The 26,866-nt window shown below is 65.2% G+C and carries 22 protein-coding genes; 4 read left to right on the top strand and 18 right to left on the bottom strand.

All coding sequences use genetic code 11. The features are described from left to right. Window positions 1-249 precede the first annotated feature (249 nt). Window positions 250-1,284 (top strand): alcohol dehydrogenase AdhP, encoded by a 1,035-nt coding sequence (adhP, locus tag ACNFH5_RS03975; protein WP_038803792.1) that lies wholly within the window; start codon window positions 250-252, stop codon window positions 1,282-1,284. 359 nt (window positions 1,285-1,643) lie between these two features. Here adhP and ACNFH5_RS03970 read toward each other — a convergent pair whose 3' ends face one another. From ACNFH5_RS03970 to ACNFH5_RS03955, 4 genes are all read right to left on the bottom strand, one after another. Further along, window positions 1,644-4,034, bottom strand: coding sequence for a TonB-dependent siderophore receptor (locus ACNFH5_RS03970; protein ID WP_416744398.1), 2,391 nt, complete (start codon window positions 4,032-4,034; stop codon window positions 1,644-1,646). 150 nt (window positions 4,035-4,184) lie between these two features. Then, on the bottom strand, window positions 4,185-5,189 hold the full coding sequence (locus ACNFH5_RS03965) for a FecR family protein (RefSeq protein WP_416744336.1): 1,005 nt from the start codon (window positions 5,187-5,189) through the stop codon (window positions 4,185-4,187). Then, on the bottom strand, window positions 5,186-5,773 hold the full coding sequence (locus ACNFH5_RS03960; RefSeq protein ID WP_416744334.1) for an RNA polymerase sigma factor: 588 nt from the start codon (window positions 5,771-5,773) through the stop codon (window positions 5,186-5,188). The genes ACNFH5_RS03965 and ACNFH5_RS03960 overlap by 4 nt, the downstream gene beginning before the upstream one ends. A 119-nt stretch (window positions 5,774-5,892) precedes the next feature. Next, the gene (locus ACNFH5_RS03955) at window positions 5,893-6,807 is read right to left on the bottom strand and encodes a LysR substrate-binding domain-containing protein (protein ID WP_045214108.1); all 915 of its coding nucleotides are present in this window, start codon (window positions 6,805-6,807) and stop codon (window positions 5,893-5,895) included. Window positions 6,808-7,018: 211 nt separating this feature from the next. On the opposite strand from ACNFH5_RS03955, the gene ACNFH5_RS03950 reads away from it, so the two are divergent. Further along, complete coding sequence (locus ACNFH5_RS03950) at window positions 7,019-8,443, top strand: aspartate ammonia-lyase (protein WP_045214106.1); 1,425 nt, start codon at window positions 7,019-7,021, stop codon at window positions 8,441-8,443. 593 nt (window positions 8,444-9,036) lie between these two features. Here ACNFH5_RS03950 and ACNFH5_RS03945 read toward each other — a convergent pair. From ACNFH5_RS03945 to gbcA, 9 genes are all read right to left on the bottom strand, one after another. Then, window positions 9,037-9,333 (bottom strand): cell division protein ZapA, encoded by a 297-nt coding sequence (locus ACNFH5_RS03945; protein ID WP_416744331.1) that lies wholly within the window; start codon window positions 9,331-9,333, stop codon window positions 9,037-9,039. After that, on the bottom strand, window positions 9,330-9,560 hold the full coding sequence (locus ACNFH5_RS03940; protein ID WP_416744329.1) for a hypothetical protein: 231 nt from the start codon (window positions 9,558-9,560) through the stop codon (window positions 9,330-9,332). The genes ACNFH5_RS03945 and ACNFH5_RS03940 overlap by 4 nt, the downstream gene beginning before the upstream one ends. Before the next feature lie 296 nt (window positions 9,561-9,856). Beyond that, window positions 9,857-10,633, bottom strand: coding sequence for an electron transfer flavoprotein subunit beta (locus ACNFH5_RS03935; protein ID WP_416744327.1), 777 nt, complete (start codon window positions 10,631-10,633; stop codon window positions 9,857-9,859). Between the two features lie 113 nt (window positions 10,634-10,746). Further along, window positions 10,747-11,979: an electron transfer flavoprotein subunit alpha/FixB family protein gene (locus tag ACNFH5_RS03930; RefSeq protein WP_416744325.1), complete on the bottom strand. Its 1,233-nt coding sequence runs from the start codon at window positions 11,977-11,979 to the stop codon at window positions 10,747-10,749. 133 nt (window positions 11,980-12,112) lie between these two features. Further along, window positions 12,113-14,095, bottom strand: a complete 1,983-nt coding sequence (gene dgcB / locus ACNFH5_RS03925) for a dimethylglycine demethylation protein DgcB (protein WP_416744323.1) — start codon at window positions 14,093-14,095, stop codon at window positions 12,113-12,115. 182 nt (window positions 14,096-14,277) lie between these two features. Beyond that, window positions 14,278-16,338 (bottom strand): dimethylglycine demethylation protein DgcA, encoded by a 2,061-nt coding sequence (gene dgcA / locus ACNFH5_RS03920; RefSeq protein ID WP_416744321.1) that lies wholly within the window; start codon window positions 16,336-16,338, stop codon window positions 14,278-14,280. A gap of 93 nt (window positions 16,339-16,431) precedes the next feature. Beyond that, complete coding sequence (locus tag ACNFH5_RS03915; RefSeq protein ID WP_017521557.1) at window positions 16,432-16,962, bottom strand: 4-vinyl reductase; 531 nt, start codon at window positions 16,960-16,962, stop codon at window positions 16,432-16,434. A gap of 125 nt (window positions 16,963-17,087) precedes the next feature. Continuing rightward, the gene (locus tag ACNFH5_RS03910; protein WP_416744320.1) at window positions 17,088-18,065 is read right to left on the bottom strand and encodes a dipeptidase; all 978 of its coding nucleotides are present in this window, start codon (window positions 18,063-18,065) and stop codon (window positions 17,088-17,090) included. A 650-nt stretch (window positions 18,066-18,715) separates the two neighbouring features. Further along, the gene (gene gbcA, locus ACNFH5_RS03905; protein ID WP_416744318.1) at window positions 18,716-20,005 is read right to left on the bottom strand and encodes a glycine-betaine demethylase subunit GbcA; all 1,290 of its coding nucleotides are present in this window, start codon (window positions 20,003-20,005) and stop codon (window positions 18,716-18,718) included. A gap of 425 nt (window positions 20,006-20,430) precedes the next feature. On the opposite strand from gbcA, the gene gbcB reads away from it, so the two are divergent. Continuing rightward, on the top strand, window positions 20,431-21,534 hold the full coding sequence (gene gbcB / locus ACNFH5_RS03900; RefSeq protein ID WP_416744317.1) for a glycine-betaine demethylase subunit GbcB: 1,104 nt from the start codon (window positions 20,431-20,433) through the stop codon (window positions 21,532-21,534). 235 nt (window positions 21,535-21,769) lie between these two features. Here the strand turns inward: gbcB and fusA are convergent, their stop codons facing one another. The 3 genes from fusA to ACNFH5_RS03885 form a co-directional block, all read right to left on the bottom strand. Next, entirely contained in the window at window positions 21,770-23,818 is a 2,049-nt protein-coding gene (fusA, locus tag ACNFH5_RS03895; protein ID WP_416744316.1) for an elongation factor G, read from the bottom strand. A 331-nt stretch (window positions 23,819-24,149) separates the two neighbouring features. After that, window positions 24,150-24,467, bottom strand: a complete 318-nt coding sequence (locus ACNFH5_RS03890) for a hypothetical protein (RefSeq protein ID WP_416744314.1) — start codon at window positions 24,465-24,467, stop codon at window positions 24,150-24,152. Between the two features lie 105 nt (window positions 24,468-24,572). After that, window positions 24,573-24,731 (bottom strand): hypothetical protein, encoded by a 159-nt coding sequence (locus ACNFH5_RS03885; protein WP_416744312.1) that lies wholly within the window; start codon window positions 24,729-24,731, stop codon window positions 24,573-24,575. Here ACNFH5_RS03885 and ACNFH5_RS03880 point away from each other — a divergent pair. Then, window positions 24,730-25,047, top strand: a complete 318-nt coding sequence (locus ACNFH5_RS03880; protein WP_017521552.1) for a heavy metal-binding domain-containing protein — start codon at window positions 24,730-24,732, stop codon at window positions 25,045-25,047. The genes ACNFH5_RS03885 and ACNFH5_RS03880 overlap by 2 nt on opposite strands. Before the next feature lie 241 nt (window positions 25,048-25,288). Here the strand turns inward: ACNFH5_RS03880 and ACNFH5_RS03875 are convergent, their stop codons facing one another. Further along, the gene (locus ACNFH5_RS03875; RefSeq protein ID WP_416744311.1) at window positions 25,289-26,332 is read right to left on the bottom strand and encodes a low specificity L-threonine aldolase; all 1,044 of its coding nucleotides are present in this window, start codon (window positions 26,330-26,332) and stop codon (window positions 25,289-25,291) included. Between the two features lie 76 nt (window positions 26,333-26,408). Next, window positions 26,409-26,840, bottom strand: a complete 432-nt coding sequence (locus ACNFH5_RS03870) for a hypothetical protein (protein WP_416744309.1) — start codon at window positions 26,838-26,840, stop codon at window positions 26,409-26,411. Window positions 26,841-26,866 lie beyond the last annotated feature (26 nt).

Raw genomic sequence — 26,866 nt, 5'->3', positions numbered from 1 at the left:
TTGAAGGCGGCGCAGTATACCGCAAAGGGCACGCCGGAGTGCACTGGGCATGACCGTTGGTCCCGATTTCGTCATTCCGGCAGCGACAAGGCCCACGGCGACCTCAAGCGGCACGGCGCGAGACCTTTCGCAAGAGACAAGGGAAAAGCTTGCCGCAGCTCAAGATGGCCTAGGCTCAGAGGCTCAGACTCGTCTGACACGAACCTGCCCGGACGGGGCAGGTCCCTCACCCTTCAAGGAGCGAGCGCAATGTCCACGACCCTGCCCACGACCATGAAAGCCGCTGTCGTCCACGCCTTTGGCGAGCCACTGCGGATCGAGGAAGTCAAAGTCCCGCTGCCCGGCCCCGGGCAGATACTGGTGAAGATCGAGGCCTCCGGCGTCTGCCACACCGACCTGCACGCTGCCGAAGGCGACTGGCCGGTGAAGCCGAGCCTGCCGTTCATTCCCGGCCATGAAGGCGTCGGCTTCGTCGCTGCCGTCGGTGCCGGCGTGACCCGCGTGAAGGAAGGCGACCGCGTCGGCGTGCCCTGGCTGTACACTGCCTGCGGCTGCTGCGAGCACTGCCTGACCGGCTGGGAAACCCTCTGCGAGAGCCAGCAGAACACCGGCTACTCGGTGAACGGCGGCTACGCCGAGTACGTGCTGGCGGACCCGAACTATGTCGGCATCCTGCCGAAGAATGTCGGCTTTACCGAGATTGCGCCGATTCTTTGCGCAGGCGTCACCGTCTACAAGGCACTGAAGGAAACCGAGGCACGTCCTGGCCAATGGGTGGCGATCTCCGGCATCGGTGGCCTGGGTCACGTCGCCGTGCAGTACGCCAAGGCCATGGGCCTTCATGTGGTGGCCGTGGATGTCGACGACGCGAAGCTGGAACTGGCGCGCAAGCTCGGCGCCAGCCTGACCGTCAATGCGAAGAAGGAAGACCCGGTCGAAGTGGTGCAGCGCGATATCGGCGGCGCCCACGGCGTGGTCGTCACCGCCGTATCCAACAGCGCCTTTGGCCAAGGCATCGGCATGGCCCGCCGTGGCGGCACGGTGTCGCTGGTCGGCCTGCCACCGGGCGATTTCCCCACGCCGATCTTCGATGTGGTGCTCAAGGGCCTGCACATCACCGGCTCCATCGTCGGCACTCGCGCGGACCTGCAGGAAGCCCTGGACTTCGCCGGCGAGGGCCTGGTGAAGGCCACCGTCGCCGCCGGCAAGCTGGATGACATCAACGCCATCCTCGACCGCATGCGCGCCGGGCAGATCGAAGGGCGGATCGTCGTCGAGATGTAGCCCATCTCCAGACTCTTTTCCTGTAGGAGCGAGCTTGCTCGCGAACCGGATTCCCGGGAGCACGCTGAAGATCAAAAGCCCCTCGCCCTAACCCTCTCCCGACTGCGGGAGAGGGTTAGGGTGTCGGCTGAAACCTCAGCGTCAACTGGCAAGACCTACGCCCTCTCCCGCAGGGAGAGGGCTGGGGTGAGGGGCGGCCCTTGCATCAATACATCCCGTTGGAAACAGGCAATGTCCACAACCAAGCGTGCGGCACTTCTGCAAGGTAACGCCACTGCCACAGGGTTCGCGAGCAAGCTCGCTCCTACGAAGAGCAACAGCGGCTCGGCGTATTTGCCAGGCGAACGAGCACTCCTGCCTCAGAACTCCACTGTCGTGGAAATCTCGAACTGCCGCGGCTCGCCAACGGCGACGTAGAGGTTGTTCGCCGCCGACGGGTAGTAGGCGCGGTCGAACAGGTTCTTCACGTTGAACTGGAAGCCGACGTTGTGCCCGCCCAGCTGGATGTCATAGCTGGCAAAGGCATCGGTGACGGTATAGGACGGCAGCTCGAAGGAGTTGGCCGGGTCGCCCGCGCGCTTGCCGACGTAGCGCGGGCCGCCGCCCAGGCGCAGGTTGTCGCCGCCGAAGATCGAGCCTGCGTCATACACCGCTGCCAGCGAGGCAGTTTCCTTGGCCACGTTCTGCAGGCGGTTGCCTTCGAGCTCCGGGTCTTCGGTCACCTCGGCATCCAGCCAGGCGTAGCTGCCGATCAGGCTCCAGTTCTCGCTCACTTGGCCGGTGACATCCAGTTCCGCGCCATAGGAGCGCACCTTGCCGGCGGTGCTGACGCGGCTGTCGCCGTTGGCGTCGAGTTGGGTGACCATCACGTTGCGCTTGCGGATATCGAAGAACGCCAGGTTCGCAGTGACGCGACCGGGGATGTCGAGCTTGCCGCCGATCTCCCAGGAGGTCGCCTCTTCCGGCTGGATCGCCGAGTCGATCACCTCGCCGGTGGACAACGGCGCGATGGTGGAGTTGGGCTTGAATGACTGGGTGTAGCTGCCATACAGCGACATCTCGTCGTTGATCTTGTAGATCACGCCCGCGCGCGGCACCCACTTCTGTCCGCTGATGTCGGTGTTGGCCTTGAACGGCCGGCCGCGCCCGGCGTACTGGTCATACATCTGGTAGCGCCCGCCGGCCACCAGAATCCAGTGCTCGTCCAGGTGCCAGGAATCCTGCAGGAACAGCGAATCGCTGCGCAGCTTGTCGGTCTGGTCGCTGTCGTTGGCGCTGACGCTGGTGGCGGGAGAAATCTGCCCGTAGACCGGATCGAGGTAGTTGAAGGTGGTGTTCTTGGTGTCGCGGATCAGGTCGGCGCGGTAGATCTTGCGCTTCTCGCCGTCGATGCCGAAGGTCACTTCATGGCGAAAACCGCCCAGCTGCAGGTCACCGTTCAGCCCGGCGGTGGCGAAGCTGTCGCTACTCACCGCGCCGTGGGTGCCGTCGACACGGCGGGTAACGGTGCCGTTGCTGTTGACCTTGGTCACCCGTGCCTGGTTATCGTCGTAGGTCTCGCGGGTCCAGCCGTAGGCGAAGTGCGCTTTCCAGGCATCGTCGATGCGGTGCTCGACGTCCAGTCGGGTCAGGTCGGAGCGGCCTTCGGTGATGTTGAATGGCTCGTCCAGACGGCGCGTGCGCGGAATATCCAGCGGCTTGTTGGTGCGCGGGTCGATGGCGGTGCCACGGTCGAACGGCGTCTTGAACTCGCGATGTTCGTAGCTGAGGTTGACCGTGGTGTCCTCGCCGAACCAGGCCAGCGAAGGCGCGACCAGGGTCTCGCGTTGCTGGCCGAAGTTGCGCCAGTAGTTCTCGTCCTGGTGATCGACGATCAGCCGGTAGGCCAGGTTGCTCTCGCCCAGCGCGCCGGTGGTGTCGATCTGCGCGCCGCTGCCTTGCTTGCCATGGGCGTAGGTCGAGCCACGCAGGGTGACGGCGTTGTACTGCTGCAACTGTGGTTTCTTGCTCACCACGTTGACCACGCCACCCGGGTCCTGGATGCCGTAGAGCAGTGAAGCCGGCCCCTTGAGCACTTCGACGTGATCGGCAGTGGCGGTGAGGTTGCGGCCCAGCACCGAGGGCAGCCCATCGCGCATGATCGAACCGTCGCGATTGTCACCGAAGCCACGCTTCATCACCGCGTCCTGGGTGCCACCGAGGGTATTGGCCTGGGTCACACCACTGATGTTGCCCAGCGCGTCGTCGAGGTTGCGTGGCTTCTGGTCGCGCAGCGCCTGGGCCGGCACGGTGACGATGCTCTGCGGGGTTTCCAGCACCGGCGTGTCAGTGCGGCCGATGGAGGCCACCGGCGCCGGCTGGTAGCTGGTGGACGCGGCCTGGCCGGTGACGGTGGTGTCGGTGAGGCTCAGGGTATCGGCCGGCACGCGCTCCAGGGTCAGAGTGCGGCCATCGAGGGCGCGGAAGCGGTAGCCTGAACCGGCGAGCAGGCGGTTCAGCGCATCGTTGGCACTGAGCTGGCCGGAAATCGCCGGAGCCTTGAGGTCGTAGGGCGCCTCGTCGGTATAGACCACGCTCAGGCCAGTCACCCGGCTGAACTCACTGAGCGCCTGGGGCAGCGGCTGGGCGGCGATGGCGAATCCGAAGCGCGCCTGCAGGGCGGAACTGGCGGCAGCATCTTCGGCCAATGCGACCGGAGCCTGCGCGACAGCCAGGGCGGTGCCGAGCAGGAAGGCAGCGAGCGGTTTCAGGGGCAGTTCGGGGACAGCGCGGCGCAGCGGGGTCATCGGGGGCTCACTTGCTCGAAAGGTCGATTCCACATGCGAATAAATCGCATTCATGACCACTACACGGAGCAGCCGCCTCGGTACCTCACCCCTTTTTCGAAAATATTTTCGCGCTCAGCGAATCAGTACGAAGCGTCCGAGCAACGGCTGCTGGTGGAAGCCCACCACCGCCTGCAGCGAATCCAGCGCAGCCTGCGGTTCAGCGCTGCGGAAACTGCCGCTGACCCGGCGCAGCGCCAGCTCCTGGTCGAGCAGCACGATGCGCCCCGGGTAGTAGGTGCCCAGGCGCTCCAGCACCTCGCCCAGCGGCGCGCGATAGAAAGTCAGCCAACCCTGGCGCCAGGCCAGTGCGGCCTGGGCGTCGGCGGGCTGTGCGTTGCCCAGTTTCGTGCCATCGATGCTGACGCGTTCGCCCGCGCCCAGCACCACTTCCGGCACGCCGACCGCATGGCTGCCGCGCACCGACACACGGCCTTCGGCGACCGTGACACGGGTCTTCTCGCCCAGGCGACGCACTTCGAACTCAGTCCCCAGCACTCGCGCTTCGCCCTCGCCGGCGCGCACCACGAAGGGCTTGGGCAGATGCTTCACGGCAAACGAAGCGGCGCCGCGCAGCAGCTCGACGCGGCGTTGTTCGCCGTCCAGGGAGACGGCGACGGCGCTGTCCGCATCCAGGGTCAGGCGCGAGCCGTCGTCCAGGGTGATCTCGCGCACTTCGCCCGGCGCGCTGACGTAATCGGCGGAAAGGTCCGTCAGCCAGTTACCCGGCTTCCACCAGCCGCCGGCCCAGAGCATCAGCAGCAGGCAGGCGGCGCTAGCCAGGGGGTAGGCCCAGCGTCGGTGGTTGCGTTGCACACGGCGTGGGACGGGCCGGTGCAACGCAGTCAGGTAGGCGTGCAGCGCATCGCCCTCTTCCGCCGCCAGCCGCTTCGCCGGCTCGGCGCTGGCCTGCCACAAGGCATCGACCTCGGCATAGGCACGGGCGTGCTTGGGATCGGCCGCCAGCCAAGCCTGGAAAGCGCCCAGCCACGCTTCACCACCGGCGTCGTTCAGACGTAGCAGCCACTGGCGCGCCTGGCGCAGGGCTTCCTCGGCAGAGGTGGCGATTTCGGATTTCATCGGTCGGCGGCTCCACGGCGATGGGTCGGCGCGGCAAGTTCAAGACTCGCCTTGCAGGCATCGAGGGCGCGCATCATATGTTTTTCCACCGCGCTCTGGGAAAGCCCCATGGCGGTGGCGATCTCAGCGTAAGTGCGGCCGTGTACGCGACTGAGCAGGAAGATGTGGCGGGTGCGCGCGGGCAATTGCCGCAACGCGTCTTCTATAAGGTCCAGCTCGGCGCCCGCCTCTACTGCCTGTTCCGGCGAGGGCTGGGCGTCATCATCATCGGGCAGCAGCGCGCTCAGCGTGCGGCCGCGTGAATCTTCACCACGCAGGTGATCGATGGCGAGATTGCGCGCGCTACGCAGCAGGTAGCTGCCGAGCTCTTCCACCGGGGCCTGCGGACGCTTCCAGAAGCGCAGGAACAAGTCCTGCACCAGGTCCGCCGCCGTGGCGCGGCAGCCGACACGGCGCCGCACCAGGGCTTCCATACGCGAACGCTGGGAGAGGAATACCCGGAGGAAATCCTCGCGCGGCAGCGATTCGGCGGACGCCGGGGCGTCCGCCGCGCAGGGCTCGGCCGGGCGGTCGGAATGAGACATCGGAGGTGCGTGCTCGCCAGCGGTCCGCACCGAAGCCGGCGCGAGGGGAAGACCCTGGAAAGCCGCAAATGATAATGCTTATCAAATAAACGGAACAGCCCCGATCGTCCGCCTCGCCGTCATGGCGTTTCGTCCAGCCCCAGACCACCTTCAAGCTTGCGCCAGAGCAGGCGAATCTGCGCCTTGCGCACCAGCGCGCAGCGGTACAGGCGGATTTCCTGCGGGACGATCCAGTGCGGGCCGCCGCACAGGGCCAGCTCGCCGCGCGCCAGCTCCGACTCCATGCTCAGGCGCGGCACCCAGGCCACGCCCATGCCCTGCAGCGCCATGCTCTTCAGGCTGTCGGCCATCGCCGTTTCATAGACGGTGGTGTAGCGCAGGTTGCGCTGGCGCAGCAGCAGGTTGACCCCGCGACCGAGGAAGGCGCCGGCACTGTAGGCCAGCAGCGGCACACTCTGGCCGCTGTCCAGATCGTAGAGCGGCACGCCGGCGGAGTTCACCGCGCACACCGGCAGCATCTCGGTGCGCCCCAGGTGCAGCGAGGGGAAGACTTCCGGGTCCATCTGCAACGCGGCGTCCGGGTCATAGAAGGCCATCATCAGGTCGCAGCCGCCTTCGCGCAGCAGGTGTACCGCCTCGCCGACGTTGGTCGCCACCAGGCGGCTGGCGATGTTCAAGCCCTCGGAGCGCAGCCGCGAGATCCAGGCCGGGAAGAAACCCAGCGCCAGGGAGTGCGCGGCGGCGAACTGCAGCACCTCGCCCTGCCCGCCTTCCAGGTGGTGCAGGTGGCGCACCACCTGGCCAAGTTGCTCGACGACTGCGCGGGCGGTGACGAGGAACAGTTGCCCCGCTTCGGTCAGTTCGATGGGCGTGCGCTGGCGGTTCACCAGGGTCAGGCCGAGGGCATCCTCCAGGCTGCGGATGCGCCGGCTGAAGGCCGGCTGGGTAACGAAACGCTTTTCAGCGGCCTGGGAAAAACTGCGGGTGGTGGCCAGGGTGCTGAAGTCTTCCAGCCATTTGGTCTCGAGGTTCACGTCAACTCCAACGCATTCACACGTTGATCGATTGGTCAGGAGCCGGGCGCGCGTAGCACAGTCACACGCTCGCCGTCATCAATTCGTCACAGGGTACATTATGCCGTTCGTGCATGAGGCAGCCTTTAACAGCATTGGCCGACGAAAGGCGAAAACCCTAGTCTACCGGGCATCGCGGCACTGGCCGTGTTTCCCTGAGACAATCCCCGTCATGTCCCCTGTTGCATCGTTCCGCATCGAGAAAGACCTCCTCGGCACCCTCGAAGTACCTTCTGACGCCTACTTCGGCATCCAGACCCTGCGCGCTGTGAACAACTTCCGCCTCTCGGGCGTGCCGCTGTCGCACTACCCGAAGCTGGTCGTAGGCCTGGCGATGGTCAAACAAGCGGCAGCCGATGCCAACCACCAACTTGGCCACCTGTCGAACGAGAAGCACGCTGCCATCAGCGAAGCCTGTGCCCGTCTGATCCGCGGTGACTTCCACGACCAGTTCGTGGTGGACATGATCCAGGGTGGCGCCGGTACTTCCACCAACATGAACGCGAACGAAGTGATCGCGAACATCGCGCTGGAAGCCATGGGCCACACCAAGGGTGAGTACAAGTACCTGCACCCGAACAACGACGTGAACATGGCGCAGTCGACCAACGACGCCTACCCGACCGCCATCCGCCTGGGCCTGCTGCTCGGCCACGACACCCTGCTGGCCAGCCTCGACAGCCTGATCCAGGCCTTCGCCGCCAAGGGCGTCGAGTTCGCCGGCGTACTGAAGATGGGCCGTACCCAGCTGCAGGACGCGGTGCCGATGACCCTCGGCCAGGAATTCCATGCCTTCGCCACCACCCTGGGCGAAGACCTCGACCGCCTGCGTCGCCTGGCGCCGGAACTGCTGACCGAAGTGAACCTCGGCGGCACCGCGATCGGCACCGGCATCAACGCCGACCCCGGCTACCAGAAGCTCGCCGTCGAGCGCCTGGCTGAAATCAGCGGCCACCCGGTCGTCCCGGCTGCCGACCTGATCGAAGCCACCTCCGACATGGGCGCCTTCGTGCTGTTCTCCGGCATGCTCAAGCGCACCGCGGTCAAGCTGTCGAAGATCTGCAACGACCTGCGCCTGCTGTCCAGCGGCCCGCGCACCGGCATCAACGAGATCAACCTGCCGCCGCGCCAGCCGGGCAGCTCGATCATGCCGGGCAAGGTCAACCCGGTGATCCCGGAGGCGGTGAACATGTGCGCCTTCGAAATCATGGGCAACGACCTGGCGCTGACCATCGCGGCCGAAGGCGGCCAACTGCAGCTGAACGTGATGGAACCGCTGATCGCCTACAAGATCTTCGACTCGATCCGCCTGCTCCAGCGCGCCATGGACATGCTGCGCGAGCATTGCATCACCGGCATCACCGCCAACGTCGAGCGTTGCCACCAGTTGGTGGAGCACAGCATCGGCCTGGTTACCGCGCTGAACCCGTACATCGGCTACGAGAACTCCACTCGCATCGCCAAGACCGCGCTGGAAACCGGCCGCGGCGTACTGGAACTGGTTCGCGAGGAGAAGCTGCTGGACGAAGCCACCCTGGCCGACATCCTGCTGCCGGAAAACATGATCGCCCCGCGCCTGATTCCGCTGCGCGCCTGATCATCCGCCCGGCGCGAGCCGGGCACGTCTCACCGGTTGAGGGGGAGTATTCCTCCCTCACCTTTCAGGGATTGGTTACCCCCGATCCCTTCTTTTATACCCGGCGCTGCGGGCCTGCCCGAAGCGCCACGTCTCACCGGTTGAGGGGCCTCTTGGCCCACTCTCCTTTAGAAGGGACACCGCTTACCCCGGTGTCCCTATTTTTTTGCCTGGGATTTGGGATTGGCGCAAAGCATCGCGGAGCAAGTCCGCTCCTACGCCACGGGTCGGCTCTCACGCTCCCCCTGGCTGCGCGCCCCACTCCTGAGGGAGGGGAAGCGTAGGCACAAATTTCCAGGCGAAGACGGCAGCGACTCAGAACGGTACCGCAGGGCACAGACCTGTAGGAGCGAGCTTGCTCGCGAACACGCCCCACACCCCGTGATATCGGTGCAAGAGCGGTTCGCGAGCAAGCTCGCTCCTACAAAGAGACGGTCAGTCCTGCCGTTGCAGGTGATCGAGAATCCGCCGATTGAGGGCGGCGATACGCCCCACACCCCGTGATATCGGTGCAAGAGCGGTTCGCGAGCAAGCTCGCTCCTACGAAGAGACGGTCAGTCCTGCCGTTGCAGGTGATCGAGAATCCGCCGATTGAGGGCGGCGATACGCTCCACGGCGTCCGCCTCGTCGCCCTCCTCGTCCGGCGCGCCGAGTTGGCGGGCGCAGAGGTTGAGCGCGGAGAGCACCATCAGCTCATTGCTGGTGACGTAGGGGAATTTCTTCTTGCTGGCGCTGATCTCCGCCTGCAACAGCGCGGCCGCGTCCTGCAGCCGGCGCTCTTCACCGGCCGGCGCCCGGACGCTGTATTCGCGCCCGAGAATGCGCAGGACGCGGACGCCGTCGCCACTCATGCGCTGGCGCGGCTGTCGCTGACGCGGCGGATCAGTGCCTGCAGGCGAGCGGCGGTCGCGTTGTGCTTCTCTTCCTGCTCCATGAGCGACAGTTGCAGCGTGTCGTTTTCCTCACGGGCCTTGAGCAGCTCTTCACGCACAGCGGCGTTGTCCTGCACCAGCACTTCATTCTGTTGCAGCAGTTCGGCGACCAGCTGTTCAAGTTGTTCGAGGGTGGAATCGAGCATGGGAGCCTCCGCAAAGCCTTTCAAAGGGTGCGGAGGATAAAGAAAGGGGCGCGGCGGGGCCAGCGGAAACGGCGATCTTCTGACAAGCCGTATGCTGTCAATTCAATAGCTTACGAGATAATTCTCGTGCTATTTCAACGATTTCCGGCTGCCACCGCGATTTGGACAGGAAATTCGCGGACAAGGTCCGCTCGCACGGAAGCAAAGGAGAGATTTTGTAGGAGCGAGCTTGCTCGCGAATTGCCCCGCTGAGGGGATTGTTCGCGAGCAAGCTCGCTCCTACCAAAGCTGTAACGTCAGATGCGAATCACACCTTCCTCGCGCAGCAGCTTGAAGATCGCCTCCGCGCCCGCCTCCGGCGTAACGTCCTTGAGCACTTGCCCGGTACCGCCGGAAGCCTTGGCGGTGGCCGCCTTCATACGCTCGGCGCCGGTCTTGGCCTTGATCACCTTCAGGCGCTTGGGACGCGGGCGCGCCGGTTGCAGGTTGCCCTCGGCGAGCAGCGGATCTTCCACTACCTCGACTTCGTGCGCCTCCAGATAGCCACGGCGAGCCGGACCGAAAGCGCTCTGGCGAGCTACCGGCGCGGCGTTATCGACGCTGGCGACGAAGGGCAGGCGCACCTTCAGCCGGCGGCGCTGGCCACGGGGCAGTGCCTGCAATACCTGGGCGCTTCCGCCATCCACCTTCTCGACTTCCGCCAGACCGACCACCAGCGGCCAGCCCAGGCGCTCGGCCAGCAGGAACGGCAACATGCCGGAGCCTTCGCCGGTTTCCGCCTGGGTGCCGGTGAGCACCAGTTGCGCATCGCTGTCGCCCAGGTAGGCCGCCAGCGCCGGCAGGGCATCGGCGCCAGCGGGTTGCTCGAGCACGGCCAGTTCGTCCAGGCCCATGCCGAGGTAGCTGCGCAGCGCCTCCTCTGCGGCATCACCGGCATGTACCACGCGCAGGCGCTTGCCGGCGAGGCTCATGCCCAGCTCTACCGCGCGGGCATCCTGGTCGGCGCGGCGCGCACGACCGGAGGCCGGGTGGGCGCCGATGGAAACCAGGGCGACGATGTTCAGGTCATTCATCAGACACCTCGGAAGCGGTGTAGGAGCGAGCTTGCTCGCGAATCTCTGGGCTTGGCAGGTTCGCGAGCGATGACGATGGCGTCCCCCTCGCTCCTGCGAAGGGCATTCCGGATTCAGGCCGCATCGCGCGCCGCTCCATTGCGATGGGCGTCGGCCAGGGCCATCAGCGCCTTGAGGATCGCCGTGGAGTCACCGATCACCGAGAGATCGGCGCGTTTGATCATGTCGCAGCCCGGGTCCATGTTGATCGCCACCACCTTGTCGCAGGAGCCGATGCCCTGCAGGTGCTGGATCGCCCCGGAAATGCCGACCGCCAGATAGACCCGCGCGGTGACCCAGGTCCCGGTGGCGCCGACCTGGCGCGCGCGCGGCATGTGGCCGTCGTCCACCGCCACACGGGAAGCACCTTCGGTGGCGCCAAGGGCGATGGCGGCGCGGTGGAACAGGTCCCAGTCCTTCACCCCATTGCCGCCGGAGAGGATGAATTCCGCTTCGGCCATGGGAATCTGCGCTGGGTCCACAGCCACCGGGCCGAGGTCTTCGATACGCGGGATATTGCGCGCAACGCTGGAGTCCAACGCCACCGCGCGGGCTTCATGACGGGTTTCGCTGACCGGCTCGGCGCATTCGGCGGCGGCCAGGATCAGGCGTGGCAGCTCGCGGTGCAGGTCCTGCTGGCCGGCGCCCGCGCGGCCGACGCAGCGTTCGCCCTCGGCCTGCCAGACGCGGGTCGCCGGGCGTTCGCCCAGGCTCGCGGCCAATCGGCGGCCGAGTTCGCCGCCGCCGCTGCGGCTGTCGGGCAGCAGCCAGTGGCGCGGGGCAAACTGGCTGTTGGCCGAGCGCAGCGCCAGGACGCGTTGCTCCGGCGCATAGCCGTCGTATTCGTTACCCTCGATCTGCAGCAGACGGTCGACGCCGGCGGTATCGAAGGCGCTTTCCTTGTGCTCGCCGAAGATCACGGCCAGCACCGCGCCGTCGCTGCCGGCGAGCTTGCGAGCCAGGCCCAGCAGGTCGCGGTCGTGGCTGGAAAGGCGGCCGCCGACCATGTCCGGCACCACGGCAATCAGGAAGGCCGGTTGCTCGAGGGTTACCAGCGGCAGCTGCACCACTTCCGGCGCGCTGCTGCGCTTGCCGCCCGTGCCCTGCTGACCACCGGAGCGATCGATTCGTTTGACGCCATTGGGGCCAATGAAACCGACGGCGTGGGGGTTCTTGCGCAGCACGCCGTTGGGACCCATCCAGCGGGTTTCGCCGCCCTGAGCCGACTGCACGGCCGCATGCAGTGGGTGCAGACGGTTGCGGGCGATCCACTCGGCGCGCGGGTCGCGGCGGATGATGTCGCTCATGGCTGGGCCTCCAGAGGGCGGTTCTTTATTGTAGGAGCGAGCTTGCTCGCGAACGGATCAGCACCGAAGTTGGGGCGGTTCGCGAGCAAGCTCGCTCCTACAGGTTCGTGCAGCGTACGAGTCTGGAGAGTCATCAGTGCACCTCCGCCGTTTCTTCACGGCGCGCCAGCGAGGGCTTTTTTGCCGGCACCTCGGTGGCCTCGATGAGGACCTCGGCGACCAGTTCGGCGATGTCCTTGATCTCCGGGCGCGGCGCGACCACGCCTTCGAGCATCGCGGTGCATTGCGGGCAACCGACGGCCACCAGCTCAGCGCCGGTTTCCTTGATGTCGGCCATGCGCATGTCGGGAATCCGCTGCTTGCCGGGGATATCGGTGATCGGCGCGCCGCCGCCACCGCCGCAGCAACGCGAGCGGAAGCCGGAACGCTGCATTTCCTTGACCTCGATACCGATGGCCTTGAGCACGGCGCGCGGCGCTTCGTACTCGCCGTTGTAGCGGCCGAGGTAGCACGGGTCGTGGTAGGTCACGCTGCCGGCCTTGCTCTGGCCGAGATTCAGCGAGCCCTTCTGCACCAGTTCATCGATGAAGGTCGTGTGGTGCAGCACCTGGTAGTTGCCGCCCAGCGCGCCGTACTCGTTCTTCAGCACATGGAAGCTGTGCGGGTCGCAGCTGACGATGCGCTTGAAGCGGTACTTGGCCAGGGTGGCGATGTTGCGCTTGGCCAGGGTCTGGAAGGTGGCTTCGTCACCCAGGCGACGGGCCACGTCGCCGCTGTCGCGCTCTTCCAGGCCGAGCACGGCGAAGTCGACGTTGGCGGCCTTGAGGATCTTCACGAAGGACCGCAGAGTGCGCTGGTTGCGCATGTCGAAGGCGCCGTCGCCGACCCAGAACAGCACATCGGTCTGCGGCTTGTCGGCCAGCAACGGCAGGTTCAGGTCCGCCGCCCAGTTCAGCCGCCCGCCGGGAGCGAAGCCGCCGGGGTTGTCGGTGGCGATGAGGTTTTCCAGCACCTCGGCACCCTTGTTCGGGGTCGCGCCCTTTTCCAGGGTGAGATGGCGGCGCATGTCGACGATGGCGTCGACGTGCTCGATCATCATCGGGCACTCTTCGACGCAGGCGCGGCAGGTGGTGCAGGACCAGAGGGTCTCAGCGTCCACCAGCGCCTTGCCGTCCAGCGCGACAATCGGCTGGTGCGGGCCGCCACTGTGTTCGCCCAATGGCTTACCCCTGCCGTCAAGGGATGGGTAAGGGGAGCCGGCGAAGTTGGCGTCGTTGCCACCGGCGAGGCCGATGACCATGTCCTGGATGAGCTTCTTCGGGTTCAGCGGCTGGCCGGCGGCGAAGGCCGGGCACATGGCCTCGCACTTGCCGCACTGCACGCAAGCGTCGAACCCGAGCAACTGGTTCCAGGTGAAGTCGGTGGGCTTCTCGACGCCCAGCGGCGCCATCGGGTCCTGCAGGTCCAGCGGTTTGAGGCCGGTGGAGCGGCCGCCACCGAAGCGCTCCGAACGACGGTGCCAGGCCAGGTGCAGGGCACCGGCGAAGGCGTGCTTCATCGGGCCGCCCCAGGTCATGCCGAAGAACAGCTCGGACACGCCCCAGGCCACGCCGATGGCGAGGACGGCTGCGAGGAACCACCCGCCGAAACCTTCCGGCAGGATGCCCGCCACCGGCAGGGTGGCGATGAAGAAGCTCGCCGAGAACATCAGCAGGCTTTTCGGCAGGCGCATCCACGGGCCTTTCGACAGCCGTGACGGCGGGTCGAGGCGGCGCTTGGCGACGAACAGCGCGCCGCAGAACATCAGCGCAGTGGCGGCCAGCAGGGCGAAGCCGAGAATGCGACTGTGCAGGCCGAAACCGTGCACCAGGATGGCCAGCAGCGCGGCCAGCACGAAGCCGCCGGCAGTGGCCACGTGGGTTTTCGACATGTACTTGTCGCGCTCGACCACATGGTGCAGGTCCACCAGGTAGCGACGCGGCATCTTCAGCAGGCCGCCGATCCAGTCAACCTGGGCGGGCCGGCCACGGCGCCACATCGCGAAGCGCTTCACGGCGCCCAGCACGGCGAGGCCGAGGGCGGCGAAGAGCAGGATGGGGAGGATGATGTTGAGCATTTCTGGTCTCCTTACGGGACCTCAGGGGGCGCTGGACAAGCTCCCTCTCCCGCTTGCGGGAGAGGGCGGGGGGAGAGGGTGTTTCCGGTCGGCTCGGTCACTTGGCCCACCACCCTCTCCCCAGCCCTCTCCCTGAAGGGAGAGGGGGCTGTCCGTGCCTACCGGACATCACAAGGCGTGTCTTAGAAGTCCTTGCACAGGCGCAGCGCGTCATAGATCGCCGCATGGGTGTTGCGCTGGGCCACGCAGTCGCCGATGCGGAACAGCAGGTAACCATCGCCTGTCTCGGAAAGGCACGGTTGCGGCTTGATCGCGAACAGCGCCTCGACGTCGATCTGCCCCTTGTTGCGCGAGCCCTGCTTGAGCGCGTAGTACAGGCTCTCATCCGGGCGCACGCCGTTCTCGACGACGATCTGGTCGACCACCCGCTCCTCTTTGGCGCCGGTGTATTCGTTCTCCAGCACCGCCACCAGCTTGTCGCCCTCGCGGTAGACCTTTTCCAGCATCAGGTCGCCGGTCATGATCACTTCCTTGGGGTACATGCTGCGGTAGTAGGTCGGGAAGGTGGTGCCGCCGATAGCCACGCCGGGCTTGATGTCGTCGGTGACGATCTCGACCTGGGCGCCCTTGTCGGCGAGGAAGTCCGCCACCGACATGCCGCTGAATTCGCAGATGGTGTCGTAGACCAGCACGTTCTTGCCCGGCGCGACCTTGCCGTCGAGCACGTCCCAGCTGCTGACCACCAGCCCGTCGGCGGCGCCCCAGTGTTCGTTCTGCTCGAGGAACGGATGGCCGCCGTTGGCCAGCACCACCACGTCGGGGCGCAGGTCGAGGATGGTGTCGGCGTCCGCGCCGGTGCCCAGGCGCAGATCGACGTTCAATCGCGCCAGCTCCAGCTGGTACCAGCGGGTGATGCCGGCGATCTGGTCGCGCTGCGGCGCTTTCGAGGCCGTGGTGATCTGCCCGCCAAGCTGCTCCTTCTTCTCGAACAGGGTGACGTCGTGACCCCGCTCGGCGGCGACGCGCGCCGCTTCCATGCCGGCCGGGCCACCGCCGACGACCACGACCTTGCGCTTCACGCCGGTGGTCTTCTCGATGATGTGCGGCACGCCCATGTATTCACGGGACGTGGCGGCGTTCTGGATGCACAGCACATCCAGGCCCTGGTACTGGCGGTCAATGCAATAGTTGGCGCCGACGCACTGCTTGATCTGGTCGATCTGGCCCATCTTGATCTTGGCGATCAGGTGCGGGTCGGCGATGTGCGCGCGGGTCATGCCGACCATGTCCACGTAGCCGCCTTCGAGGATGCGCGTGGCCTGGTTCGGGTCCTTGATGTTCTGCGCGTGCAGCACCGGTACGTTGACCACTTCCTTGATGCCGGCCGCCAGGTGCAGGAACGGCTCCGGCGGGTAGGTCATGTTCGGGATGACGTTGGCCAGGGTGTTGTGGGTGTCGCAGCCCGAACCGACCACGCCGATGAAGTCGATCATGCCGGTATCGCTGTAGTACTTGGCGATCTGCTTCATGTCGTCGTGGGTGAGGCCGTCCGGGTGGAACTCGTCACCGCAGATGCGCATGCCGACGCAGAAGTCGTCGCCGACTTCCTTGCGCACGGCCTTGAGCACTTCCAGGCCGAACTTCATGCGGCCTTCGAAGGTGCCGCCCCACTCGTCGGTCCGCTTGTTGACGCGCGGGCTCCAGAACTGGTCGATCATGTGCTGGTGCACGGCGGACAGCTCGACGCCATCCAGGCCGCCTTCCTTCGCCCGGCGTGCGGCCTGCGCGTAGTTGCCGATCACCCGCCAGATCTCTTCCGGCTCGATGGTCTTGCAGGTGGCGCGGTGCACGGGCTCGCGAATGCCCGACGGCGACATCAGGGTCGGCCAGTTGAAACCGTCCCAGCGCGAGCGGCGGCCCATGTGGGTAATCTGGATCATGATCTTGGCGCCATGCTTGTGCATGGCGTCAGCCAGGTTCTGGAAGTGCGGGATGATGCGGTCGGTGGAGAGGTTCACCGAGCTCCACCATTCCTGCGGGCTGTCGATGGCGACCACGGAGGAACCGCCGCAGATGGCCAGGCCGATGCCGCCCTTGGCCTTCTCCTCGTAGTACTTCACGTAGCGCTCGGTGGTCATCCCGCCGTCGGTGGCGTAGACCTCGGCGTGAGCGGTGGAGAGCACGCGGTTGCGGATGGTCAGCTTGCCGATCTGGATCGGCTGGAACATAGACTCGAAAGCCATTGCGGCATCCTCACGGGATCAGAGGTTTCTTGTTGTCTGGCGGCCTTGCGGCTGCTTGTTCGCGAGCAAGCTCGCTCCTACAAGGGCGAAGGATCAGAGGGGTTTGACGACGAACAGGCCGTCGTCATGGCCTTCCTCGGCGCCGCTGTAGACCTGCTCGGCCACGGTGCGGATGTCGCTGCCGCGGGCCTGGAGAATCTGGTCCATGGCGCCGGCGAACCAGCCGGTGAACATGTAGTCGACCTTGCGGTTGACCTTGCCGTAGACGTAGACGAAGGCCGAGTGCTTCAGGCGCACCTGCGCAGTGCCCGCATCGAGGTCGATCTGCTCGATCTGGAACAGGCCCCAGCCGCGCTGGGACAGGCGCTTCATGTAGTGCTCGAAGACTTCCACGCCGACCAGGCCGTGGCACTCGGCTTCCTTCTCGCACCAGTGCCAGGCGGACTTGTAGCCGGCCTTGTAGAGGATTTCGGCATAGCGCTCGGCGCCCAGCTCTTCCTCGATGCCCATGTGGTTGTTGACGAAGAAGTGCCGCGGTACGTAGAGCATCGGCAGGGCGTCGGTGGTCCAGACGCCGGTTTCGCTGTCGACTTCGATGGGCAGTTCGGGGGCGTGTTTGGCCATGAGGTTTCGCTCCAATTCTTTTGGCTCCCTCTCGCTGGGGGAGAGGGTTGGGGTGAGGGGTTCTACGGGTGAGCGCAGCAGCCCTCACCCCGGCCCTCTCCCAGAGGGAGAGGGGGAAAAGCGGATCACTCGCCCCAGACTTCGCCGAGGACGCGCACCCAGTTCTCGCCCATGACCTTGCGTACCACGCGCTCGGGCATGCCGCGCTTGAGCAGGGTTTCGGTCAGGTTGGGGAATTCGCCCACGGTGCGGATGCCCAGCGGGTTGACGATCTTTCCGAAGTTGGTGAGGCGACGGGCGTAACCCTTGTCGTGGGTCAGCCACTCGAAGAAGTCCTGGCCGTGGCCCTGGGTGAAGTCGGTGCCAATGCCGATGGCGTCCTCGCCGACGATGTTCATCACGTACTCGATGGCTTCGGCATAGTCGTCGATGGTCGAGTCGATGCCCTTGGCGAGGAAGGGCGCGAACATGGTCACGCCGACGAAGCCGCCGTGGTCGGCGATGAACTTCAGCTCGGCGTCGGACTTGTTGCGCGGGTGCTCTTTAAGGCCCGACGGCAGGCAGTGGGAATAGGTGACGGGCTTCTTCGACTCGAGGATGACTTCCTCGGACGTCTTCGAGCCGACGTGGGACAGGTCGCACATGATGCCGACGCGGTTCATCTCCGCGACGATCTCGCGACCGAAGCCGGAGAGGCCGCCGTCGCGCTCGTAGCAGCCGGTGCCGACCAGGTTCTGGGTGTTGTAGCACATCTGCACGATGCCCACGCCCAGCTGCTTGAACACCTCGACGTAGCCGATCTGGTCCTCGAACGCATGGGCGTTCTGGAAGCCGAAGAGGATGCCTGTCTTGCCCTGTTCCTTGGCCCGGCGGATGTCGGCGGTGGTGCGCACCGGGATCACCAGGTCGCTGTTCTCGCGGATCAGCTTCTGGCTGGCGGCGATGTTGTTCACCGTGGCCTGGAAACCTTCCCACACCGACACGGTGCAGTTCGCGGCGGTCAGGCCGCCCTTGCGCATGTCTTCGAACAGCTCGCGGTTCCACTTGGCGATGATCAGGCCGTCGATGACGATGCTGTCGGCGTGAAGTTCGGCTGGGCTCATCTTGGCGTCTCTCTATTCAGGCAAGGCTGGTGCGACGGGACTTGTGCCGACGCTTTGCAGGCAGGATATCCCTGCCCCCGGAGGCGACCCGGTTCGAAAACGACCAGGGTCGTGCCGAAAGCGTCAACCTCGCGACATGGGCGACAGCGTTTGCGTCGTGCTGGGGAATGCGGGAGCTGGAGGGCGCGAATGGCTTGGCTCGCACTCCCTGTAGGAGCGAGCTTGCTCGCGAACGCTCTTCGCTGTTGGCCGCGGCGCAAGAGCTGAGAGCGCCCTCTCCCTAACCCTCTCCCTGAAGGGAGAGGGGACTGTCCGTGCATAGGGGCATTTAAGTGCTAGTCGGCTGACGCTGCTCTTTCCGCGAAAACCGGACGGCTCCCTCTCCCTTCGGAGCGGGGCGCGTAGCCAGGGCTGGGGAGAGGGTGATACGGCGGCGGTACCTAGCCCGCCGGGAAGAGGTTCGCGAGCAAGCTCGCTCCTACGGAAAGCCGCCTTCAGCGCTTGCGCCAGCAGGCAAAGAGGTTCCACGCCACCAGGCCGGTTACGAAAGCGGAGCTGCTGTAGAAGAGCATGGCGTCCACGTGGATTCCTCAGTAACGACAGCGCGCAACGGCAACGCCCCCGAAACGGGGGCGCTGGGTGGCTGGGGCTTACTTCTCGGCGACCAGGCGGGCGTGGGCGGACTCTTCGCCCAGGTTGTTGAGCATCCGCTCGCTGTACCAGTCGAGGAAGTTGATCACGCCGAACTCGTAGGTCTTGGAGTACGGCCCCGGCTGGTAGGCGGTGGAGTTGATGCCGCGCTGGTTCTCTTCGGCCAGGCGACGGTCCTGGTCGTTGGTGGCATCCCAGACTTCGCGCAGGCGGGCGACGTCGTAGTCGACGCCTTCCACCGCATCCTTGTGCACCAGCCACTTGGTGGTGACCATGGTCTGCTGTGCACTGATCGGCCACACGGTGAAGACGATCAGGTGGTCGCCCATGCAGTGGTTCCACGAGTGCGGCAGGTGCAGGATGCGCATCGAGCCCAGGTCCGGGTTCTGGATGCGGCCCATGAGCTTCTTGCTGCCCTGCTTGCCGTCCATGGTCATGGACACGGTGCCCTGCAGCAGCGGCATGCGCACGATGCGGTTGCGCAGGCCGAAGCTGGCGTGGGCGTAGGGAATCTTCTCGGCGTCCCAGGCGGTGGTGCAGGCGGCGACCTGGTCCTTGAACGCCTGGCTGGCGCGCGGGTCGGTAACGTCGTCCCACTCCAGCAGGGTGTTCAGCAGCTCCGGGTGCGAACCGTTGCAGTGGTAGCACTCGCGGTTGTTCTCCAGCACCAGCTTCCAGTTGGCCTTTTCCATCAGCGTGGTCTGCACCGCGACCTTGGTGTTCTCCATGTCGTACGGCTCCATGTAGTGCTCGAGCGTACGCAGGAAGTCATCGATGGCCGGCGGGTTCTCCGACAGCGAGATGAAGATGTAGCCGCCGGCGGTCTTCACGTTCACCGGTTTCAGGCTGTAGTCCTTCATGTCGAAGTCGGCGCCCATCTCGGTGCCGGCGAACAGCAGGCGGCCGTCCAGCTCGTAGGTCCACTGGTGGTAGGGGCAGACCAGCTTGGCGACCTTGCCCTTGTCGCTGACGCACAGGCGCGAGCCACGGTGGCGGCAGACGTTGTGGAAGGCGTGGATCTTGCCCTCGGCACCGCGCAGGACGATCACCGGGTTGTCGCCGATCTGCAGGGTGAGGAAGTTGCCCTTGGCGGGGATCTCGCAGGTCATGCCGGCGATCAACCATTCCTTGTGGAAGATCTCCTGCATGTCCAGCTGGAACAGGCGCTCGTCGTTGTAGAAGGGCTGCGGCAGCGAGAAGCTGTGGTCGCGGCTGCGCAGCATCTCGGCGGTGGCCTTGCGGGCCGGTTCCAGCGGGTCGCCCAGACTCAGGGTAGTAGTGACGTCCATTGCTAGTCCTCATGCCGCAGCCGCGCTGGCTGCCGGCGGAAATAAGTGGCTGATACGGTTTGCCACGCAGGGCATTGGCAGCAGGTGCGCAGCGCGCCGAGTGCGCTTTCCCGCTGTCCTCGTTCAACCGTTTGGGGTTGCTCGGCATGGAGCTGAGTGTGGGGCCGCGAGCCGGGAATACCCTTATCCATGGGCGACACGGCCAGATCATTTCCCGACGCGCAAGGGCACGTGCCAGGCGGCAGGTCGCGATAAGCATGCAAATGTCGCTGGCAGGTAAATGCAGCGGCTGACGTCGTGCACACAATCCGCCCCATCAGGCATGCCGAAAGGCCCCGTGCGTTCTACGCTCAAGCGACGTAGGCGAACGGGGCCCGGCGCTGCCCCATCAGGCCCAGCACGGCCCGCGTGCGCGGAGAGACAGCATGTCGACGAACACCTTCCTCAACCCGGTCAACACCCAGACCTGGGCCAACGGCCGCCACCTGGTGCGCTGCGTAAAAGCCATCCAGGAAACCTGGGATGTGCGCACCTTCTGCTTCATGGCCGACGCGCCGATCATGTTCTTCTTCAAGCCGGGGCAGTTCGTCACCCTGGAGCTGGAGATCGAAGGCCAGCCGATCATGCGCTCCTACACCATCTCCAGCTCGCCCTCGGTGCCCTACAGCTTCTCCATCACCATCAAGCGCGTGCCCGGCGGCAAGGTCTCCAACTGGCTGCACGACAACCTCAAGGAAGGCGACCAGGTCCCGGTGCACGGGCCGGTGGGCAACTTCAACGCCATCGATTTTCCCGCCGAAAAGGTGCTGTTCCTCTCCGGCGGCGTCGGCATCACCCCGGTGATGTCCATGTCGCGCTGGTTCTTCGACACCAACGGCAACGTCGACATGGTCTTCGTGCACAGTGCGCGCACGCCCAAGGACATCATCTACCACCGCGAGCTGGAGCACATGAACTCGCGGATCAACAACTTCAAGCTGCACCTGATCTGCGAGAAGTACGAAATGGGCGAGTCCTGGGCCGGCTACCGGGGCTTCCTGAACAAGGCGATGTTGCAACTGATGGCGCCTGACTTCCTCGAGCGCGAGGTGTTCTGCTGCGGCCCGACGCCCTACATGCACGCGGTGAAGCGCCTGCTCGAAGCCGAGGGCTACGACATGTCGCGCTACCACGAGGAAGCCTTCGGCCCGACCCCGCCGGAAGTGCGCGCCGACGTGAAGGAGCTGGCCGCCGAAGCTGCCGAGGCGCCGGCCGTGCCGCTGGCCGATCAGAACCTCGTCGAGTTCTGCGAGACCGGCAAGAGCATCCGCGTGGCGCCCGGCGAGACCGTCCACGCCGCCGCCGCCCAACTCGGCCTGCATATTCCCAAGGCCTGCGGCATGGGTATCTGCGGCACCTGCAAGGTGATGAAGCGCTCGGGCGAGGTGGAGATGGAGCACAACGGCGGGATCACCGACGAAGACGTCGCCGAAGGCTACATCCTGTCCTGCTGCAGCGTGCCCAAGGGCGACGTGGTGATCGAGTACTGATCACAGCCTGCCCCCATCCGTCCCACACGTTACCCACTGAGTTATCCACAGGAAGAAGGTGTCCCGAGGCAAGCTCGGAGACACCTTTGGCCGAACGACCTGGCCGCCTCGATCCCGCCTGCAACCCGCATGCCACCTGACTTTCGCCTTGCACGGGAGCACGCCCGGTGCACGCGCGCAGGTGCCCAGCCACGGGACTTTTCAGGCGCCGGCTGCGACGAATATCCACATTCGCTCAATCTTCTTCCGGGGCGGCCTTGTAACCACTGGACAGGCGTTGCTGCACGTCCTGTGGGACGGCGCTGTAATGGCTGGAGGAAAGGCTATAGAGGCCCTGGCCGGCCGTAATGGATTTCAGCCGATTGGCATAACCGTCCAGCTCCGCCAGCGGCACCTGCCCACGCACCAGCGCGACGCTGGCCGACAGCGATTCGGTGCCCAGCACCTGGCCGCGGCGGCCGGTCAGGTCGGCGGTGATGTCGCCCAGGTGGGTATCCGGCGTCGTCACCTCGATCTGCATAACCGGCTCCAGCACGATGCCACCGGCATTGCGCAGCGCATCGAGCATGGCCTTGCGTCCGGCGGCCTGGAAGGCGATGTCCTTGGAATCCACAGAGTGACTCTTGCCGTCGAACACCGTGACCTTCACATCCTCCACCGGAAAGCCGGCCAGCGGTCCGGCCGCCAGTGCCGAGCGCACGCCCTTCTCCACCGAAGGGATGAAATTGCCGGGAATCACCCCGCCCTTGATCGCATCGACGAACGCAAAGCCTTCGCCGCGCGGCAACGGCTCGATGCGCAGGAACACCTCGCCGAACTGCCCTGCGCCGCCGGTCTGCTTCTTGTGCCGGCTGTGGCCTTCGGCGCTGCGAGTCGCCGTCTCGCGGTAGGGCACGCTGGGCGCGCGGGTCTGCACTTCCAGCTTGTATTGGCCGGCCATGCGCTCCAGCAGATAGCGCAGGTGCATTTCGCCCATGCCGCGCAGCACGGTTTCCTGGGTGGAGGCGTTGTAGTCCAGGCGTACACAGGGGTCTTCGGCCTGCAGGCGCTGGAGTATCTCCGCCAGGCGCTGCTCGTCTCCGCGCCGGCTCGCCTCGATGGCCAGGCCCTGCATCGGCTCCGGGAAGTCCAGTGGTTTGAGGTGGATATGGTCCTCATCATGGGAGTCGTGCAGCACCACGCCGTACTCCAGCTCGTCGACCTTGCTCAGCGCGCCGAAGTCGCCGGGGATCAGCCATGGCGCCTCTTCATGCTTCTTTCCCTGCAGGCGTAGCAGGTGGCCGACCTTGAATGGTTTGCGTCCGTCGCCGGCGAACAGCTGCATTTCCCGGCGGATCGTGCCCTGGTGCACGCGGAACACGGCCAGGCGGCCGACAAAGGGGTCGATCACCACCTTGAACACGTGGGCCAGCACATGGGCCTTGGGATCGGGCTGGCAGGTCACCGGCTGTTCCCTGCCCTTGTCATCGCTGCGCAGGAATAGCGGCGGATTGCCCTCGGTGGGATTGGGTGCGAGGCGCGCAAGGATGTTTGCCAGCTCCGACACACCGGCGCCGGTACGGGCAGAGACAAAGCACAGCGGAATCAGGTGGCCTTCGCGCAGGGCACGCTCAAAGGGTTCGTGCAGCGCCTCGGGCGCCACTTCGCCCTCTTCCAGATAGTGCGCCATCAGCGCTTCGTCGACCTCCACCACCTGGTCCACCAGCGCCTGGTGCGCCTCGGCCACCGAGGAGAAATCCGCCTCGCCATCGGGATTGAAGAAACAATCCACAACCCGCGTACCGCCCTCCGCGGGTAGATTGATCGGCAATACCTCCTTGCCGAACGACTCGCGCAAACCCGCCAGAAGTCCCGGCAGGTCGATGCGCTCGGCGTCGATCTTGTTCACCACCAGCATCCGGCACAGCCCGCGCTCGCCAGCCCAGTCCATCATGCGGCGGGTGCTCAGCTCGATGCCGTTCTGCGCGTTCACCACCACCAGCGCCGTTTCCACCGCCGCCAGGGCCGGCAACGCGTGGCCGATGAAGTCGGGATAGCCAGGCGTATCGATCAAGCGGATGTGCGCGCCTTCATGCTCGAAGTACGCCAGAGCAGCGGCGAGGGAATGGTGGTATTCGCGCTCCATGGGGTCGGAGTCGCAGAGGGTATCGCCGCGCTCCAGCGAGCCCATGCTGGGAATCGCCCCGCAGTGCTGCAGCAGCGCTTCGGCAAGCAGGGTCTTGCCGCTGTCGCCGTGGCCGACCAGGGCCACGGTGCGGATCTGTTCCACCGAGTAACTGGACATGCTGAATCTCCCGCCCCCAGGGCTCTCTGGAGTATAGGCAGCAGCCCCCGGGGCCCTGGACAAATATTGATCACCCTGGCGCAGACCAACATTAGCGGGCCTCTCAGCGATCCATCCACAACCCGCCCACAAGTTCCTGGCAGAACGCTGCACAGCCACTGTGGAAAAACCGTCGGGAAATTCGCTGAAAGCCAGTAACGCCGCGACTTTCGGCATTTGGTCAAAAAACACACAGAAGAAGCAGGGGCGCGCTCCGCATGGCCTCCAGCGATCTGGATACAGGTTGTCCACACCTTCTGCGAGATTCAGCCAACAGGCATTGTGGAAAGTTTCATGCAGCCCCTGCGGCTGGGGAAAAGTCGCTGTGGATCAGTCGTTTGCCGACAAAGCTGATCACTCCTTGAACAACCCTCTGGAAGCCTCGCAGGACATGACGCTGGCGATGTTTTCCACAGGAGGCGCACAGGAGGGTCAACATAAACCGGGGATAGCGGTGAAAGGATCGTGCACAGAAAAATCGCTGCAATCGATACACAGGCTCACAAGTGATTGAAAAGACGGGCTTGATCAGAAAATAGCCAGCTTTCGGCAAGCCACGCGCCATCAGCTTTGCAGGCACCTCCCAACAGTTTTTCCACAGGTTGGACAAGCTTGCCTCCACAGCGGCTGTGGAGATCTTCACAACCCCATCCGTCACCCCTGTAAGCCACGAATAACGGGGATTTCATGAAAATGAACGATGAAAACGCGCCGTTCATGAAAGTGTCATGCCGCCGACATTTTCCACCAGGTTGTCCACAGCTTTATCACAAGGTTGCCGCGGATTTTCGCCAAACGCTGAAACATAGCCGGCGCGGCCTTCAGTGCAGTGCAGGGCTATGCTGGATTTCCCCAGCAGAGGAGCCAGCCCCATGATCCTGACCACCACCCCCACCATCGAGGGCAAGACCATCCAGGAATACCGCGGCATCGTGGTTGGCGAGGCGATCCTCGGCGCGAACGTGTTCCGCGACCTGTTCGCCGGCCTGCGCGACATCATTGGCGGGCGTTCCGGTGCGTATGAAAAGGAATTGGGCCGGGCGCGGGAGATCGCCTTCGAGGAACTGCAGGAGCGCGCCCAGGAGCTGGGCGCCAACGCCGTGGTCGGCATCGACCTGGATTACGAGGTGGTCGGGCAGAACGGCAGCATGCTGATGGTCAGCGTAAGCGGGACGGCGGTGCGTATCTGAGGAAACCACACCGGTTGCCGACTTGTAGGAGCGAGCTTGCTCGCGAATTTCCGTAGCTTCGCTTCACACCGTGAGATCAGGCGGAATGCGGTTCGCGAGCAAGCTCGCTCCTACAATAAAACCCACGACGCTCAAATATTGACCAGACCTTTGCAAGCCTTGCCGCCCGCGGCCTGCAAGCATTCATCCACAGGTTTGAGACAGGTTGCGCGAGCAACCTTCCCCAGCGCCTGGGGACAACTCAGGCACCCATGACTTTCCGGATGTCCGCCGCCAGCGCCTCGACACGGGCGATCTCGGTGTCCCAGGAGCACATGAAGCGCGCGCCACCGGCGCCGATGAAGGTGTAGAAGCGCCAGCCCAGTTGGCGCAGGGCTTCCAGGGCGGGCTCGGACATCTGCAGGAACACCCCGTTGGCTTCCACCGGGAACATCAGCTGCACGCCTGGCACATCGGCGACGCGCTCGGCCAGCAGTTGTGCACAACGGTTGGCATGGCTGGCGTAGTGCAGCCACGCGTCGTCCTGAAGCACGCCGACCCAGGGCGCGGCGAGGAAGCGCATCTTCGAGGCCAACTGGCCGGCCTGCTTGCAGCGGTAGTCGAAGCCTTCGGCCAGTTCGCGATTGAAGAACAGGATGGCCTCGCCCACCGCCATGCCGTTCTTGGTGCCGCCGAAGCAGAGCACTTCGACGCCGGCCTTCCAGGTCAGTTCGGCCGGCGTCGCGCCGAGAAAGGCGCAGGCATTGGAGAAGCGTGCGCCGTCCATGTGCAGGTGCAGGCCCAGCTCGCGGCAGGTGGCGCTGAGCGCCTGCAGCTCGTCAGGGCGATAGACGGTGCCGACCTCGGTGGCCTGGGTGATGGTGACCACGCGCGCCTTCGGGTAGTGGATGTCCTGGCGCTTGAGGGCGATCTCGCGGATCGCTTCCGGGGTCAGCTTGCCCTGGGCATCGGTACGCGCCAGCAGCAGCTTGGAGCCGTTGGAGAAGAACTCCGGCGCGCCACACTCGTCGGTCTCGACGTGGGCAGTCTCGGCGCAGATCACGCTGTGGTAGCTCTGGCACAGCGCCGCCAGGGCCAGGGAGTTGGCGGCGGTGCCGTTGAAGGCGAAGAAGACTTCGCAGTCGGTCTCGAACAGCTCGCGGAAGTAGTCCGAGGCGCGGGCGGTCCACTGGTCGTCGCCGTAGGCGCGCTCGTGGCCGTGGTTGGCCTCGGCCATCGCCGCCCAGGCTTCGGGGCAGATGCCGGAGTAGTTGTCGCTGGCGAACTGTTGGGTGTTGTCGGTCATGGGGCTGCCTCGGCACTGCACAAAAAATGTCAGTCAGCAGCGTAGCGAAAACCCCACGTCTCGTGCACCCGGCAGCTTACAGACGCTGGGTCACGTAGGCGGTCACGAACTGCTTGGCGTCCTGGGTGGCCGACAGCTCCTGGTCGTAGCAGACCTTCCGGCCATGGGCTTCGCCCGGCAACATCACCTCGCCGCAATCGCCGCGCAGCACCAGGGCAATCTGCTGTTCAGTGGTTTGGGAATGCAGCTTGAACAGTGATTCGTCCAGCAGACTGAGCCCATCCATGCGCAGGATGCGCATGTTCCAGGCGTGGTCGACGCCACCGATGCGCACCAGGAACATGTTGGCCCGGCGTGGCCCGATCTGTTCCAGCCAGACCTTGACGCCATCCGCGCCGCTGTAGGCCTTGACCTCAGGCAGGGGTGTCGCGGGCACCGGCACCGCCTGAGCAGCCAGCGAAAGCGCGGTCGCCAGCAGTAGCGGCAGACCTCTCAGCTTGAATTTCATGATCCTCCACCTCTGTCTCTGGCGAT

The organism is Pseudomonas sp. NY15435, from assembly GCF_048068295.1.
Taxonomy (GTDB): Bacteria; Pseudomonadota; Gammaproteobacteria; order Pseudomonadales; family Pseudomonadaceae; genus Pseudomonas.
Note: the sequence above shows the minus strand (reverse complement) of the source record. Positions and strands in the feature narration are given on the sequence as shown.